General features: G+C 47.7%; 11 protein-coding genes and 3 pseudogenes. 2 read left to right on the top strand and 12 right to left on the bottom strand.

Translation table 11 applies throughout. From position 1 onward, the window contains the following. The first annotated feature begins 199 nt into the window (after positions 1-199). Positions 200-4,460 (top strand): annotated as a pseudogene (locus JCM10519_RS23160) (acyl-CoA dehydratase activase-related protein). A gap of 209 nt (positions 4,461-4,669) precedes the next feature. Here JCM10519_RS23160 and JCM10519_RS23155 read toward each other — a convergent pair. From JCM10519_RS23155 to JCM10519_RS23145, 3 genes and pseudogenes are all read right to left on the bottom strand, one after another. Then, complete coding sequence (locus JCM10519_RS23155) at positions 4,670-5,176, bottom strand: DUF6179 domain-containing protein (RefSeq protein WP_347845237.1); 507 nt, start codon at positions 5,174-5,176, stop codon at positions 4,670-4,672. Then, on the bottom strand, positions 5,104-5,517 hold the full coding sequence (locus tag JCM10519_RS23150; RefSeq protein WP_054742185.1) for a DUF6179 domain-containing protein: 414 nt from the start codon (positions 5,515-5,517) through the stop codon (positions 5,104-5,106). Before JCM10519_RS23150 ends, JCM10519_RS23155 begins: the two co-directional genes overlap by 73 nt. Then, positions 5,507-5,964: pseudogene (locus JCM10519_RS23145) on the bottom strand (DUF6323 family protein). The gene JCM10519_RS23150 and the pseudogene JCM10519_RS23145 overlap by 11 nt, the downstream one beginning before the upstream one ends. Before the next feature lie 393 nt (positions 5,965-6,357). Here JCM10519_RS23145 and JCM10519_RS23140 point away from each other — a divergent pair. Next, positions 6,358-7,755 carry a cell wall-binding protein gene (locus JCM10519_RS23140; RefSeq protein ID WP_347845236.1) on the top strand — a complete coding sequence of 466 codons (1,398 nt, stop codon included), beginning with the start codon at positions 6,358-6,360 and terminating at the stop codon, positions 7,753-7,755. Between the two features lie 56 nt (positions 7,756-7,811). On the opposite strand, the gene JCM10519_RS23135 is transcribed toward JCM10519_RS23140, so the two are convergent. The 9 genes and pseudogenes from JCM10519_RS23135 to JCM10519_RS23090 all read right to left on the bottom strand — a co-directional run bounded on the left by JCM10519_RS23135 (position 7,812) and on the right by JCM10519_RS23090 (position 15,933). Next, positions 7,812-9,143 (bottom strand): efflux RND transporter periplasmic adaptor subunit, encoded by a 1,332-nt coding sequence (locus JCM10519_RS23135; RefSeq protein ID WP_054742183.1) that lies wholly within the window; start codon positions 9,141-9,143, stop codon positions 7,812-7,814. A gap of 4 nt (positions 9,144-9,147) precedes the next feature. Then, positions 9,148-10,134: an FtsX-like permease family protein gene (locus JCM10519_RS23130; protein WP_054742181.1), complete on the bottom strand. Its 987-nt coding sequence runs from the start codon at positions 10,132-10,134 to the stop codon at positions 9,148-9,150. A gap of 403 nt (positions 10,135-10,537) precedes the next feature. Beyond that, on the bottom strand, positions 10,538-10,897 hold the full coding sequence (locus tag JCM10519_RS23120; protein ID WP_054742178.1) for an FtsX-like permease family protein: 360 nt from the start codon (positions 10,895-10,897) through the stop codon (positions 10,538-10,540). Between the two features lie 49 nt (positions 10,898-10,946). Further along, positions 10,947-11,288, bottom strand: a complete 342-nt coding sequence (locus JCM10519_RS23115) for a hypothetical protein (RefSeq protein ID WP_054742175.1) — start codon at positions 11,286-11,288, stop codon at positions 10,947-10,949. After that, the gene (locus JCM10519_RS23110) at positions 11,279-11,491 is read right to left on the bottom strand and encodes a hypothetical protein (RefSeq protein ID WP_054742173.1); all 213 of its coding nucleotides are present in this window, start codon (positions 11,489-11,491) and stop codon (positions 11,279-11,281) included. Before JCM10519_RS23110 ends, JCM10519_RS23115 begins: the two co-directional genes overlap by 10 nt. Further along, positions 11,491-12,195 (bottom strand): ATP-binding cassette domain-containing protein, encoded by a 705-nt coding sequence (locus JCM10519_RS23105; protein ID WP_054742199.1) that lies wholly within the window; start codon positions 12,193-12,195, stop codon positions 11,491-11,493. The genes JCM10519_RS23110 and JCM10519_RS23105 overlap by 1 nt, the downstream gene beginning before the upstream one ends. A 223-nt stretch (positions 12,196-12,418) precedes the next feature. Then, positions 12,419-14,690: pseudogene (locus JCM10519_RS23100) on the bottom strand (molybdopterin cofactor-binding domain-containing protein). Between the two features lies 1 nt (position 14,691). Beyond that, positions 14,692-15,156, bottom strand: coding sequence for a 2Fe-2S iron-sulfur cluster-binding protein (locus JCM10519_RS23095; protein ID WP_054742171.1), 465 nt, complete (start codon positions 15,154-15,156; stop codon positions 14,692-14,694). Then, positions 15,157-15,933: an FAD binding domain-containing protein gene (locus JCM10519_RS23090; protein WP_054742169.1), complete on the bottom strand. Its 777-nt coding sequence runs from the start codon at positions 15,931-15,933 to the stop codon at positions 15,157-15,159. Positions 15,934-16,095 lie beyond the last annotated feature (162 nt).

Raw genomic sequence — 16,095 nt, 5'->3', positions numbered from 1 at the left:
ATACATTATAATTTCCCAGGCCATTTTTGTCAAATGAAAAGGAAACCCTTTTCGTGAACTTAAACAAATTTTACTAGTTTTAACATTTTTTTTAGCATGTTATGGCAATTGTATTATTTCTTATTTTATGTTAAACTGATGTTCGGTGAGTCAGCAACTTACTTTTACACAAAAGGAGGCAGGGGGAGACCCCGCACATATGATTACATATCGCACATTAGGAATCGATATCGGTTCCACTACGGTTAAAATAGCTATATTAAATGAAAATCATGATATCTTGTTCGCTGATTATGAGCGGCATTATGCAAACATACAGGAAACACTGGCAGGCCTTTTAAAGAAGGCCTATGATAAGTTGGGCCCTATGAATTTGCGCCCTGCCATCACAGGCTCCGGCGGATTAACTCTGTCCAGGCATTTAAAGGTTCCCTTTGTCCAGGAGGTGGTATCAGTCGCTACCTCTCTTAAGGATTATGCCCCGCAGACCGACGTGGCAATCGAACTGGGCGGAGAAGATGCAAAAATTATTTACTTCACCGGCGGCATTGACCAGCGCATGAACGGGATCTGTGCCGGCGGTACCGGGTCCTTTATCGATCAGATGGCAGCACTTTTACAGACCGATGCCTCCGGATTAAATGAATATGCGGCCAATTATAAGGCCATTTACCCCATTGCAGCACGCTGCGGCGTATTTGCAAAAACAGACATCCAGCCGCTCATCAATGAAGGGGCTACCAGGGAAGATCTTGCAGCTTCCATTTTTCAGGCAGTGGTGAATCAGACCATCAGCGGCCTGGCATGCGGAAAGCCGATCAGAGGCAATGTAGCTTTCCTTGGCGGTCCACTGCATTTCCTTCCTGAGCTTCAGAAGGCGTTTGTCCGCACCCTCCATTTATCCGGGGATGAGATCATCTCTCCGGAGCATTCCCATTTATTTGCCGCTATCGGTGCGGCCATGAATGCAGAGGAAACACAGGGAGGGGACATCTCCCTGGAGGAAATGATAAACCGCTTATCCTCCGGCATCCGAATGGAATTCGAAGTAAAACGCATGGAACCCCTGTTTGCGGATCAGGCTGATTTTGACGCATTCATAGAACGCCACAACAGCCACTGCGTTAAAAAGGGTGATTTATCCTCCTACCATGGAAAATGCTTTTTAGGAATCGATGCAGGCTCCACCACCACAAAGGTGGCCCTTGTAGGTGAAGACGGCACCCTGTTATATAAATTTTACAGCAGCAATAACGGAAGCCCTCTTGCAACAGCGATCCGGGCCATGAGTGAAATCAAGGAACAATTGCCAAAGGACAGCCAGATCGTATGGTCCTGTTCCACCGGATACGGAGAAGCCCTGTTAAAATCAGCGTTCCTGCTTGATGAGGGCGAGGTGGAGACCATCTCCCACTACTATGCGGCAGCCTTTTTTGAGCCAGAGGTAGACTGCATCCTGGATATCGGCGGGCAGGACATGAAATGCATCCGCATCAAAAACGGTACCGTGGACAGCGTCCAGTTAAACGAGGCCTGCTCCTCGGGCTGCGGCTCCTTTATTGAAACCTTTGCAAACTCCTTAAATTATCAGGTAGAAAATTTTGCACAGGAAGCTATATTTGCCAAGAACCCCACTGACTTAGGGACCAGATGCACGGTATTCATGAATTCCAACGTAAAGCAGGCCCAAAAGGAAGGGGCCGAGGTATCCGATATTTCCGCAGGGCTCGCTTATTCTGTTATTAAAAATGCCCTGTTTAAAGTAATAAAGATCACAAACGCCTCCGATCTGGGCCAGCATGTAGTGGTTCAGGCGGTACGTTTTACAACAATGCCGTTTTAAGAAGCTTTGAAAAGATTGCAGGCTGTGAAGCCATCCGCCCTGATATTGCAGGCATTATGGGAGCCTTCGGCGCCGCTCTCATTGCAAGGGAACGCTATGAGGAATCCAAAACAACCACCATGCTGAGCCTGGATAAAATTCTGGGACTGCATTACGAAACCTCCATGGCCCGCTGCAAGGGCTGCACCAACAACTGTGTGCTCACCGTTAACCGTTTTGACGGAGGCCGCCAGTTCATTACGGGAAACCGCTGTGAACGGGGCCTTGGCAAGGAAAAAGCAAAGAGGGAAATACCAAACCTTTTTGATTATAAAAACCGCCGTATGTTCGATTACGAGCCCCTTAGCCCGGATCTTGCGGAGCGGGGCACCATCGGCATTCCCAGGGTCTTAAACATGTATGAAACTACCCCTTCTGGGCTGTTTTCTTTAAGGAACTGAAATTCCGGACCGTGCTCTCCCCTCAGTCCACCAGAAAGATCTATGAACTGGGCATTGAATCCATACCAAGCGAATCGGAATGCTATCCGGCAAAGATCGCCCACGGCCACATTGAATGGCTGATCAAGCAGGGAATCAAAACCATTTTTTATCCCTGCATTCCCTATGAGCGGAATGAGACCCCTGAGGCGGGAAACCATTTTAACTGTCCCATTGTCACCTCCTACGCAGAGAACATCAAGAACAACGTAGAAGGTATTAAGACGGAAAATATCCGCTTTTTAAACCCGTTCATGGCCTTTACCAACGAAGAAATACTTACCGGACGCCTGACAGAGATATTTACAAAGGAATTCCAGATCCCGGCGTCTCAAGTTGCTGCTGCTGCCGAAAAGGGCTGGAAGGAGCTTATGGCTTCCAGGACCGATATGGAGAAAAAGGGCGAGGAAACCTTAAAATGGCTGGAAGACAACGACCGCCATGGAATCGTGCTTGCGGGCCGCCCCTACCATGTGGATCCGGAAATCAACCACGGCATTCCGGAGCTTATTACCTCCTATGGATTTGCAGTGCTTACAGAGGATTCCGTCTCCCATCTGGCTGAAATCGAACGCCCTCTGGTGGTTACTGACCAGTGGATGTACCACACCAGACTTTACCGGGCCGCCGCTCTCGTAAAAAAGGAGAGCCGCCTGGACTTAATCCAGCTCAATTCCTTTGGCTGCGGTCTGGATGCAGTTACCACAGACCAGGTTAATGACATCTTAACCGGGTCCGGCAAGATCTATACGGTATTAAAGATCGATGAGGTCAATAACCTGGGAGCCGCCAGGATCCGCATCCGTTCCCTGATCGCGGCACTGCGGGTGCGTGACAAACGCCACTACGAGCAAAAGGTGGTTTCCAGCGCTTACCACAGGATTATGTTTACCAAAGAAATGAAAAAAGATTATACCATCCTGTGCCCTCAGATGTCACCCATTCATTTTGACTTAATTGAACCTGCCATCCGTTCCTTTGGCTACCGGGTAGAAGTCCTTCAGAACGATAACCGCTCTGCCATTGATACCGGATTAAAATACGTGAACAACGATGCCTGCTACCCGTCCCTTATCGTGGTGGGCCAGATTATGGATGCACTTCTTTCCGGCAAATACGACTTAGACCGCACTGCGGTATTCATGAGCCAGACAGGAGGCGGATGCCGGGCTTCCAATTACATCGGATTCATCAGGCGGGCCCTGGAGAGATCAGGCATGGGACATATCCCGGTCATTTCCGTCAATGCAAACAACATGGAGACAAACCCGGGATTCACCATCACCCTGCCCATGCTGACAAAAGCCATGCAGGCAGTGGTATACGGCGATGTCTTTATGAGAGTTTTATATGCGACCCGCCCTTATGAGAAGGTGCCTGGCTCAGCCAATTCCCTTCATGAGAAATGGAAGGAACAGTGTATCAGGTCCTTGTCTAAGAAATCCCCGGACATGATGACCTTCTCCCGCAACATAAAGGGAATTATCAGGGATTTTGACAATCTTCCAAGAAATCCCGGCCAGAAGCCTAAGGTAGGAATCGTAGGAGAAATCCTTGTTAAGTTTTCTCCCCTGGCCAATAATCACATTGTAGAGCTTTTGGAATCGGAAGGCGCGGAAGCCGTTATGCCGGATTTGATGGACTTCCTTTTATACTGCTTCTACAATAATAACTTTAAGGCCCAGAAATTAGGCGGCAAGAAAACCACCGCAGCCTTATCCAATATGGGGATTTCCCTGTTGGAATATTTCCGCAGGACTGCAAAGAAGGAGCTGTTAAAGAGCAAACACTTCACAGCCCCTGCCCACATCGGAAATCTGGCAGATATGGCAAAGGATTTTGTTTCCATCGGAAACCAGACCGGCGAAGGCTGGTTTTTGACCGGAGAAATGCTGGAGCTGATCCACAGCGGCACCAACAATATTGTGTGTACCCAGCCCTTTGGCTGCCTCCCCAACCACATCGTTGGAAAGGGCGTTATTAAGGAGCTTCGGAAAGCTTATCCTGGCTCCAATATCATTGCCGTGGACTATGATCCAGGTGCAAGCGAAGTAAACCAGTTAAACCGAATCAAGCTGATGCTCTCCACTGCCCAGAAAAATATGCGCAAAGGGGAAACCCCATCGGAAACAGTGTAAAAAAGATACCGGGAAGAGACGAATCTTCTTCCCGGTATTTTTGAATTTCACATCAGCCACGTACTTTCTTTAATTCATATCTTTTGCATTGCGGGCTGAGATCCGGGTTTATAGAGCATATTAATTATGCTCCCAAAAGGACCTTCCATAAACTTTGGCAGCATAGCACAGACGCTGCGTTTGGGCGGTGTTCTCCCCTCTTCTCATATTTATATTGCCAGAATGGAATCCAGGCATTGGTTTTTCACTGCATTTTTCAGTTCAAAACAATAATCATGCAGATCGGCCTTTAGATAATCTCCCATTTCTTCCTGTCCATCATATACAGACCGAACCAGTTCATCAACCAGCCCTTCCATCTCCTGTTCCAATGAGACTGTATTGCTTCGGTTTACATAATTTATCAGCCGTTCCAGTTCACCCGGGGTATATTCCAGGGTATTAACCCTCTTACCAGCCATCCGGCAGCCCAGAATATTCCGCAGCACAATGCCTGCAAGGTTAAGGATCAGCTCCCCATGATCCAGGGAATAAGCTCTCAGCACATGGAGAACATACTCATCCGGCAGTTTTCCAAAGAAAACCTGTTCCAGGCTGACACACTTCACAAAGGCGCTTATGGCATCAATTCCCCGCAAAGAATTCACCGGATACAAAACCGGATAATCCAGGGTAATAATGTGATTCTGAGGCTGGAAACGGGGATCATAATACAAAAAGAAGGAGGGGATTCCCTTGACAAACGTATCATAATAACACCAGTCTCATAATATTTAAAATCCGGTATTATTTTATTATACAGGATCTGGGTTTCCTTCACATTTCTTAACACCGTCTCATATCCCAGTCTATAAACCATTTTTGCATCCGTCTTCCCATTTACAGAAATAAGCTCCTGTCTTTTTTCCGCATCTGCCTCGTACTCATGGATACAGTAAAGAACAGCTTCCATGAGCTGCCTTGCCTTTTCATAGGTAATGGAGGTGCTTTCCTTTCCCGTATATTTATCTGCTAATTCTGCCACGATTGGCATTAACTCCTCCGCCTCAAAGCTCATCGTCTTCTTCCTCATACAGGTCCGGACCAAAACGGGCGCGTCTGGCAAAGGCCTCCAATCCGGTATCCTCCAGATGATCAAGAGAGCCCTGGCATGGTCCGTCAAACTGGTCCTTCATAAATTCAATCAGTTCATCATCGGAAATTTCATCCAAGGATTCATTTTTATAAAGGTAGAACATATCCTGAAGCCTTCCCAGGGTATCCACATAATTATCCTGATAAATATACGGGGAATCACAAAACGCAAAAATCAGTTTCGGAAGATTCCCGCCCCGAATTCCACCCGCTCCTGTTCCTTTAATGCATCTTTTCTCTCCCCGATAAGCAAAGCTGCCTCCTCATCCGTTAAAGCAAGTCCGAATTTCTTTGTATAATCATTGGCCTCTTTTACCCTGGCGATCTGAAAGCTGTCACTTGCAGTCTGCAGCCACTTCCCATCATCCATAAAAACTCCTCCATTCTTTTGATAAATACAAAGTCTACTCCAGACAGGGCTAAATTACAAGACTTGAAAAAAAAGTCATTTTTGTGGTATTATTATTGCATAAGAGATAGGAAATTCCTGTCTCTTTTTTTATTTTATCTTCCCTTTGCGGTCCAGGCTATCTCTGACTCCAGTCCCCTATTTCCAGTCACAGGAACAGCTTCCAGAATATGGTGAGATTACGGTTTTCTTAACTTCTACGGCTTTTCTTACGCATTCTTACGCCTTTTTTACATCACTTGACCTTAGACCAACTCCATGGTTTAAAGTCATTCCATCAGCAAGACCTGCTGAAAAAAGTAACAAAAAGGGTTCTTATGAAAGGAGAACAAACATGAGAAAACAGAAACTTAAATGGCTGATTCCCTGCGCCGCAGCGATCTTTACCATAGGTGCATCCATGACCTCCTTTGCAGCACAGGTTGGACACAGGAAAATGACACCTGGGTATACTACGATTCCAACGGAGACGTAACAACCGAATCTTGGCGCAAATCCGGTGACAACTGGTTCTATCTAAACGAAGATGGCGAGCTGGCTACAAGCAGCTTAATCGAATCCGACGGCAATTACTATTATGTAAATTCATCAGGGGCCATGGTTGCAAATGAATGGCGTGAAATTAATGCCGACCAGGATGAAGAAGATGCGCCTGATACCTACTGGTACTATTTTGGCAGCAACGGAAAGGCCTTCAAGGCTCCTACCTCCGGCAAAACTTCCTTTAAATCCATAAAGGTTGCCAATGGAGAATTCCATAACTATTCCTTTGATTCAGAAGGAAGAATGCTGTTTGGCTGGGTCAATGAAGAATCCACACGCCAGACCGGTGACGACGCATGGAAGGACGGAATCTATTACTTAGGAGATTCCTCTGACGGCGCTCAGGCTAACGGATGGAAATCCATTGAAGTTGAAGATTCAGAAAATGAAAAAGACAACTTTAACGGTGCTTACTGGTTCTATTTCGGTACCAACGGCAAGAAGGTAAAGGATACCACCAAAACCATCAACGGCTTAAAATACCGCTTCAATGAAAATGGAGCCGCTGAATCCGAATGGTATGATTTAGCCTCCGCTTCAACAACAAGCTCTGGAAACCAGTATTACAATCTCCCAGAACAGTGCTGGCTTGCAAAAGGCTGGTTCAAGACTGTTCCAAGTGAAGAGGTTGATGCAGAAGCTTATGATGACGGTACAGAATACTGGTTCTATTCTTCTACCAACGGACAGCTGACAACAAGCCAGATTAAGTCCATTAACGGTTTAAGCTATGCCTTCAACGAAAAGGGCGAAATGCTTCAGGGTCTTTATAAACTGACCTTTGAATCAGGTAAGACAATCGCGACCTACGACGAGATCGAAACTGAAAGCGATTTCCCTGCAGTAGATGATGCAGCAGAGGTTTACTACTTCGGCACATCTCCAAAGGAAGGCGCTATGGCAACCGGAAAGACAACCATTGATATTGACGGCGAGAAATACACCTACAACTTCCGCAAGGCTGGAAGCAACAAGGGAGCCGGCTACAATACCATCACCGATGACAGCATCTACATTCAGGGCAGACTGATCAAGGCTGACAAAGATGAAAAGTATAAAGTAGTGGAATACAATGAGAAAGAGTACTTAGTCGGTACAAGCGGAAAGCTTGCAAAGAGCAAGACAAACATCCAGGATGGCGACGGTAAATACTACAAGACCAACAGCGATGGAACCATCAAAGAATCCAGCTACGATAAGATAAAATAATAACATATAATAAGGCGGCAGCATTGGAATTTCCATGCTGCCGCCCTTTTATTTCTTTATGAAGCTGCATACACTTTTGCCCCTTCATAGATCTCTTCCGAGTCCACATGGTCAATGACCTTCTCTCCCTCTGTCAGCCCTTCTTTTATGACCGCCTGGGATGCGGTCCTGTATTCGATCTTAACGGGCCGCTTTTCCGCCTTTCCGTTTTTAATCACAAAGACGTACTTCTGGTCATCCAGTTCAAAAACAGCGCTTGAAGGGATCACCAGCTTGTTTTCCCCCTGATACAGGGTAAAGCGGATATTGGCCCCATACCCTTCCTTTCCTTCCAGCTCCGGATTCTCCTCCATATCGATCTTCACATGCACCCTGTATTCATCCATTCCCAGGGCAGAGGTCCCTTTAGCTGCATAGTCATAGACCTGGCTTATGGTCCCGCTGTACATTTGGTCCTGATTCCTAAGCTGCAGGATCACTGTCACCTTATCTCCCGGGGAAAGATAGGGCGCAATGCTGGTAAGCACGTCAGACTCTGCCTGGACCTTTCCCCGCCCGCTTATGGTCGCTGCAGTTTCCCCTGCCTGTATGTAGGACATATCCTTCACCGGAAGGGAGGTAACGATTCCAGCCCTGTCCGCAGCCACCACACATTTTTTCAATCTGTCTTCCAGCTGCTCCATGGTAGTTTCCTGGGATTTGATCTGGGCCTTTAACTGTTCCTCCACGCTTTCATAAAACCTTCCGTTAATGGTAGTTTCATCAATGCCGCCCGCCTTTAAGCTCTCTAAAAACCGGCGGCTTTCCTCATACCTGCTCTTTGCCTGCTCCCATGCCAGAGAGGCGTATTCATAAGAAGCTCTGTCTTTCTCCCATTCGATTTTGGAAATGCTTCCGGCCGAATACAGGGACTGGGAAGCGTCAAAAAGAGTTTTTGCCGCCTGATAATCTGCCTCCTTTGCCGACACTTCCGCTCTTATGGAATCCAGATACTCCTGAGGGGATGACGTCATCACCTGTCCGATCCGGCTCTGCTCCAGCTTGGCCTTATACCCTGCCAGTGCGCTTTCACAAAGGGATTTTTCATGTAATAGGTCCTTGTCATCAATGGTAAACAGGATATCTCCTGCCTTCACCCCATCATTCTCCCTGACCATGACCTCCTTTACCGGCCCTGATACCTCTGAAACCAGGCGGTATTCCCCTCCCGCCGTAATGGTTCCTTCCTCTGTATAACGGTCTTCTACATTTTCACAGGAAGCCACCGCGGTCTGCACCGGGGTGCCCTTAAAACTTTTAACTGCAGTCCACCCTATGATCAGCACAAGGGCGATTCCTGCAGCCAGAAAGCACAATTTCTTTTTCCTGCCTTCCATTCGGATCTTCATAAGCTTACTCCCTTTCCTTTAAAATATCCGTGAGTCTTATCTTTCTTACAAACCGCGTCTGGGCCAGCAAAGAAGCCCCTGCCATTAAAAGACAGGTAAGAAACGCTATCCCATAGCAGGATGGCCGTATAGCCAGATCAATGGTATAGGAATCGGATATGACCAGATGCTCCAAAAGGTACTTTACCCCAATACTCCCAAGCACTCCTAAGACAATCCCCAGAATAAAGTAGACCACCTGTTCAAACAGGAGAATCCTTCCGATCTCCTTGTCCGTCCCTCCCATGATGATAAACGTTCCAAGCTCTGCGATCCGTTCCCTGATATTGATCATGGAAATATTATAAATGAGAATCCCTCCCGCCGCCACAGCCATAAGGGAAAACATCTGGACCATTGCCATCATGCTGCCCATCATATCCCGGTAGCTCTCGGTGATGCGGCCGGTATCCACCATCCAGGTCACCCGGCTGGTTTTTAAAAGTTCTTCCCGGACTTCATTAAGCCTTCCTTTTTCCACCTTTAATAGAATGGTTCCTGCCATTGGGACTGAATCAAAAAAACGGAAAAATCCCTTTGCCGACATATAGCAGCCGCCTCCCAGGCTCTCCTTTATGACAGCTTTTACCGGAACCTTTACCGCTTCTGCAGTCAGGCCGGGAACAGAAACTTCCATAACATCCCCTTCCTCCAGATGGAGCTTATCTGCAATCCGGCTGTTTATAATAATCCCATCCTCCGGCGGTTCATAAAACCGGCCGTAGAGATCCATGATCCTCCACATGTCAGATCCCCGGTTCAGTCCGTAAATCATGGCAAATTCCGACAGATTTTCATGCTTTAATTCCACTGCCTTCTGGATGACTGCTTCGCTCTTCCCCACGCCTCTGATTTCTTCCCCTGCCGATTCCCCCTGGAAGGGGGACACATAACGGTCCAGGGAAATTTGTATATCATAGGTCTGCACCTTGCTGAACTGATCGAGAAACATCTGATCTGCTACTCCATTAAAAGAAAAAAAGCACAGAAGACATGGAAAAAGGAAATGCAATGGCCAGGATAATCAAAAAACCGCGAAAAGGGTTCCTCACTACAGAGCGGAGCCCCATTTTTTTCCATGGCACCAAACCTGGAGGCCAAAAAAGCGGGCAGCCTTAAATTCCCTGCGGCAACAGGAGCCTTTGCCTCATGGCCTGGGCCGGAGTGATCTTTAAGATTCCCCTGACCCCTAAATAAACCGCCAGAAGTCCGGTCCCCACCGCGATGCCCATGCCGCTTATCCTTGTATTCATATAGCTGTGATAGACCGTGTCCGGCAGATTAAAAAAAGTCCACATATATAAGAAACATATACTTACCAAAAGGAACCGCCAGAATACTTCCGGCCAAAGCACCTAAAACCCCCACCTCGGCGCCTGGTAAAGGTATGCCAAAATCAGTTCCCCGTCTCTCATTCCAAAGGATTTCATAGTGCCGATAAGGCTCTGATCCCTGTCTATCATCTTTTTTAATACCACATAGAGCATGAACACGGAAATCGACATAAACAGGACAGGGAGTACCGTTCCCATGGAGTACAGCTCATTGATCTCTCCCTTTACCATATTATAGCTGACCTGGTCTTCCTTGGAAGAGAGAGAAATCAGGCCATACCCGGAAAGGCGGTCCATCAGCTGATAGCGCACGTCTTCATAGGTATATCCTTTTGCCAGCCGGAACCCCAGCTCATTCATGGAATCATTTTTCCCTGTCAACTCCTCCATCCTGTTTTTTTCTATACAGGCAATGTCGTAAATCTCACCGTCAGATCATGGCTCCTCCGGGAGGAATGGCATATATGTAATCCGGCCCGTAACAGGTTCCGGCAAGTTCACATCTCACGCTTTTCCCATCAATCATGAGAGTGAGAGGTGTTCCGTTTTCGTATCCATATAATCCGGCCATCCGGTTGCCCAGATAAATGCTGTCCTTTCCCGTCCCCGTCCCTTTTAACATTAATCTGTTTAAGGAATCCGAGGAATCGTAAGACAGCAGATGCACCGTTACGATCTCCGTCTGGGAAGGGGCAAACAGTCTGACATCAACGGCCATTTTTCCGGAAACCTCTTCAATCCCCGGAATCTCCTTTAACCGTTCTAAATCCACTTCAGAGATTCCTGAAACCTGGGCAAATACATCTGCATGGCGCTTCTGTCATAATAATGCTGCACCTGGTCCCCTAAGTTTCTCAATGTGTCCATCATAGCCACATAGACAAATATGCCGATGGCAATGATGAAAACCGCCCCAAGAAAAGACCCTGGATTTTGCCTGGCACACCGGACTACGTTCTTGCGGAAGCTTTTCACTACCAGACCACCTCCTCCGGCTTTAAAGGTTTTTCATTGACACGAATCCGTTCCAGACATCCATCCTTAAAATAAAAAACCCGGTCTGCAATCTCTGCAATGTTTTCATTATGGGTGATTAAAAGCACCGTCTTTTCATACTGCCTGTTAAAGTCTGACAACAGCTTTAATATCTGGCTTCCTGTGGCGCTGTCTAAGGCCCCCGTAGGTTCATCGCAAAGAAGGATATCAGGATTCTTGCACAAGGCCCTGGCAATGGCCACCCTCTGCTGCTGGCCTCCCGACAGCCTGCTTGGGAAATGGCCAGCCCTGTCCAAAAGCCCCACCTGCCCAAGCAGCGTTTCCGGGTCCAAAGGATCCTTAGAAAGCTCTGCCGCCAGCTGCACATTTTCCAGTGCAGTCAGTCCCGGCATCAAATTATAAAACTGAAAGATAAACCCGGCATGGGCCCGGCGATAGGCCGTAAGGCTCTTTAAGTCTCCCCAGGAAAGAGGCGTACCGTCGTAATAGACAGTCCCGCTGGTAACGGTTTCAATTCCGCCTAATATATTTAAAAGGGTGCTTTTTCCAGACCCGCTTGGCCCTAAAATCACAATAAATTCTCCCCGGAGAATCTCAAAAGAAACATGCTTTAAGGCCTGGACCCTGACCTCACCCACTTCATAATCCTTGCACACGTTTTCTGCTCTGATTAAAGCCTCCATAAATCCTCCCTTCCTTTCTCTTTTCCCATCATACACCCATGTTATTATCAATGCAATCACCTGTTCATAGAGTCAGGTGATTGTTTTTATCAACAGTCATCATTTATATAATCAAACGAAAAAAAGAGACAAAAGAAAGCACCGGAACCAAATGTCCGGCGCTCTTTCTATTATCCCTCTTCTATCACACCAAGTTCAAAGACCTGGTCCTGATCATGAAATATTACTGCTTCATTCCCCAATACACCTTTTCAGCCGTAACAGGCAATTCCCTTATTCTCACTCCTACCGCATTGGCTACTGCATCCGCAATGGCAGGAGAAGGCGTATTGATCACGATCTCACCAATGGACTTGGCTCCAAAAGGCCCTGTAGCTCATAGCTGCTTTCAAATTCCACCCGGATATCTCCCACATCCTGCCTGGTCGGAAGCTTGTACTGCATGAAGGAATTCTGCAGCATCTGCCCCTTGGAAGAATAAGTGATATCTTCGTACATTGCCATGCCAATGCCCTGGGCGATTCCGCCCTCGGTCTGGATCCTGGCCAGATTGGGATTAATGGCTGTTCCGCAGTCCACAACCGCCACATAGTCCAGAAGCTCTACCTCACCGGTCTCCTTATCCACTTCAACCTCAGCCATTCCCACCATAAAGGGAGGCGGCGATACAGGAGACGTATGGCTGGCTCCGGCAGTGAGCATGTCTTCATTAAAGCACATGACCCTGTTTCCTATATCCTTTAAGGATATTTCCAGCTCTCCCGACGGTTGGTAGACCCTATTTCCGTCAAATTCCAGGGAATCCTCCGGGCATTCAAGAAACTGGGCACCTTTTCTTATGATTTTTTTCCCGCATCTCCTTGCAGGCCTTTACCACAGCCATTCCGGTCAGATACATGGTGCTGGAAGCGTAAGAACCGGAATCATAAGGGGAAACATCCGTATCCGTTCCGTGGACCACGATCTCATCTAAATCGCATTCCAGGCAATCAGCAGCCACCTGGGCAAGGGTGGTGTCGCAGCCAGTTCCCATGTCGGAAGCTCCGATCATAAGGGTGTAAAAGCCATCGTCATTAAGGCGCAGCTCCACGGAAGCCACATCCAGTCCGGATATACTTGAACCCTGCATGGACATGGCTGCACCTACGCCCCGCACCTTTCCATTTCCCATATCAACCCTGGGATACTTCTCATCCCAGCGGATCATCTCCCTGCCCGGGCCATACACCGGTCTAAGGCACAGCTGTTTAAAGTTTCCCCATAGTAAGCAGGCATGACATCGCCTTCCTTTACCATGTTTAATTCCCTTAATTTTACGGAATCCATTCCAATCTTTTCCGCCAGCTCATTGACCGCAGATTCCACCGCAAATATACCCTGAGTGGCTCCGTATCCCCGGTAAGCCCCTGCGGACATGCGGTTTGTATAAACCACATCATATTCGAATCGGAAGGCTTTGGCCGTCCGGTAAAGGGGGATGGTCTTATGTCCGGATAAGCCTACTGTAGTAGGTCCGTGTTCCCCGTAAGCCCCTGTATTTGACAGCGTATACAAATCGATTGCCTGAAGGATTCCTTCCTTATTGGCTCCCACCCGCACATGAACTTCCATCTCATGGCGGGGAGAAGAGGCGATCTGAGACTCATACCGGCTATAGATCATCTTGGCCGGCCTGCCGGTCTTCATCGTCACGATTGCCGGATACACCTCAGCCACCACGGTCTGCTTTGCGCCGAAGCCGCCGCCGATCCGAGGCTTGATCACGCGGATCCGGGACTTTGGAATATCCAGGGCATGAGCAGGATCCTTCTCACATGAAAGGTGATCTGTGTGGATGCCACCAGATTCAAACGCCCATAAGCGTCCAGATAAGAATAGGCCCGGAAGGTTTCCATCATTGCCTGCTGGTTTGCCTTTGTATGGTAAACCTGTTCCACCACATAATCACATTGCTTTAATACCTCATCAACGTTGCCATGCTCTTCCCTTCCGGAAGCGCACAAATTCCTTTTATTATCCCCGCCCACCGGACAGAGCGTGAGCCAGTCTTCTTCCGGATGGACTAACACCGGATGATCCTTTGCCTGCTTAAAATCCAGTACCGGTTCCAAAACCTCATATTCTACCTTTAAAAGGCGCAGGGCATGATCCACCGCATCTTCCGTCTCACCGGCTACGATGGCCGCCGCATCTCCCACAAAGCGCATCCTCTGGTCCAGAATCAGCCTGTCATAGGGGCTTGGCTCCGGATAGGACTGTCCTGCCATTGTAAACCGCTTCTGTGGAACATCTTTATAGGTAAGAATACAGGCGATTCCAGCCACCTTTTCCGCCTTTTCCTTATGGATCTCCTTGATCAGCGCATGGGCATGAGGGCTTCTTAGGACTTTTACGATGAGACAGTCTCCGGGAGCCAGGTCATCGGTATACACAGGCTTTCCGGTTACCAGGGCCATGGCATCCTTCTTTTTCACAGAAGTATTTACCGTACGCATTTTATAATTCATCCCTATTTTCTCCTCTGCTTAAATATTTCTTTATCGCCCGAAGCTGTCCCATATAGCCGCTGCACCGGCACAAATTCCCGGCCAGATACTCTCTTATCCCTTCTTCATCAAACACTTCTTCCCTTTCCATTGCCAGCACATTCATAATAAGTCCCGGACTGCAGAATCCGCACTGTTCCACTCCTTCTTCCGCCAGATACGTTCCAAACAATTTGGCTTCCTTTTCCACGCCTTCTAAGGTCACCACCTCACAGCCGTTTGCCCTGGCAACTAAAAATGAGCAGGAAAGCCTTGATTTTCCATTGACTAACACCGTACAAAGTCCGCAGTTTTCCGTTTCACAGCCGCATTTCACGCTGTAGCAGGCCTTCCTTCTAAGCAGCTGGAATAAGGTAGTGTCATCTGCAATTTCCTCATACACCAATTTTCCGTTCAATGTAAATTCGACCTCCATTTACCGTCCCTCCTGATCCAGCGCTTCTAAAAGCCTTTTTATGTATATTTCAGCCAAATGCTTCCGGTAATCTCCGCTTCCCCTCATGTTGGTACCATAGGTAAAGCCTTCTGATGCCTTTTTGGCAAGCTCTTCCTTAAGACAATCCTGGCCTTCTAAAAGCACGACCAGCTCTGCCTTTGCCGGTCTTGCCCCTACGGAGACATAAAGCTTTCCAGCTTTTCGTGCCGCACAGCAGGCGATCACAGGAAAATCCGTTTTCGACATGCGCTGGGAGGCATAGCCCGCTTTCCTTCCATCCTTTTTTATATGAATGCGGACCAGGATATCCCTGTCACTCTTCATCCGGCAGAATTCGTCCAAAGGAACCATGCCTCCCTTGTACAGCTCCACATAGGTGTCAAGAGCCAGAAGGCAGGTGATAATATCAGAAAATCCGAACCGGCCAAACACGCTTCCTCCTATTGTCGCTCCGTTGCGGAACTGGACACCTACAATAGAACGGGTGCACTCTTTAAAAACGCCGTTAAAGCAGGCATTCAGACCTTCATGGGTTTCCAGCTGTCGAAGGGTGCACATAGCGCCTATGGAAAACTCGTCTTCCCTTTCCTCAATCCCGTCAAGCCCCAGCCCGGATAAATCCACCAGCGTCATCTTCACCCGGTTCTGTACCTTCAGCCACATCATGCCTCCGCCTATGACACTGCTCTTTTTCTGATTCAGCGCAAAGGCCTCCTCCAGGTTTTCTGCTTTTACATAATTTTTAAATCGAATCATTGGAACTATCCTCCTGGCTCTCAAGCTTTCCTCGTTGTCTGCTAGCCGGTTTTCCCTTATCTATCAGTAAAACGTCATTTTATTTATTAGTATTGATTATAAATAATGTATTATATATTAGAAAAACCGAAAAGAGTATATCATACTCCTTCCGGTCTTGAC

The organism is Clostridium sp. NkU-1 (assembly GCA_001312405.1).
The sequence above is the reverse complement of the archived record's forward strand: the minus strand, read 5'-3'. Positions and strand labels throughout refer to the sequence as shown.

Coding starts and splice junctions, on each gene's coding strand:
- JCM10519_RS23140 (WP_347845236.1), top strand. CDS start 6,358: ATGGCTGATTCCCTGCGCCGCAGCGATCTTTACCATAGGTGCATCCAT.
- JCM10519_RS23150 (WP_054742185.1), bottom strand. CDS start 5,517: ATGAGCTTTGAGGCGGAGGAGTTAATGCCAATCGTGGCAGAATTAGCA.
- JCM10519_RS23090 (WP_054742169.1), bottom strand. CDS start 15,933: ATGATTCGATTTAAAAATTATGTAAAAGCAGAAAACCTGGAGGAGGCC.
- JCM10519_RS23105 (WP_054742199.1), bottom strand. CDS start 12,195: ATGGAGGCTTTAATCAGAGCAGAAAACGTGTGCAAGGATTATGAAGTG.
- JCM10519_RS23095 (WP_054742171.1), bottom strand. CDS start 15,156: ATGGAGGTCGAATTTACATTGAACGGAAAATTGGTGTATGAGGAAATT.
- JCM10519_RS23135 (WP_054742183.1), bottom strand. CDS start 9,143: ATGAAGATCCGAATGGAAGGCAGGAAAAAGAAATTGTGCTTTCTGGCT.
- JCM10519_RS23130 (WP_054742181.1), bottom strand. CDS start 10,134: ATGTTTCTCGATCAGTTCAGCAAGGTGCAGACCTATGATATACAAATT.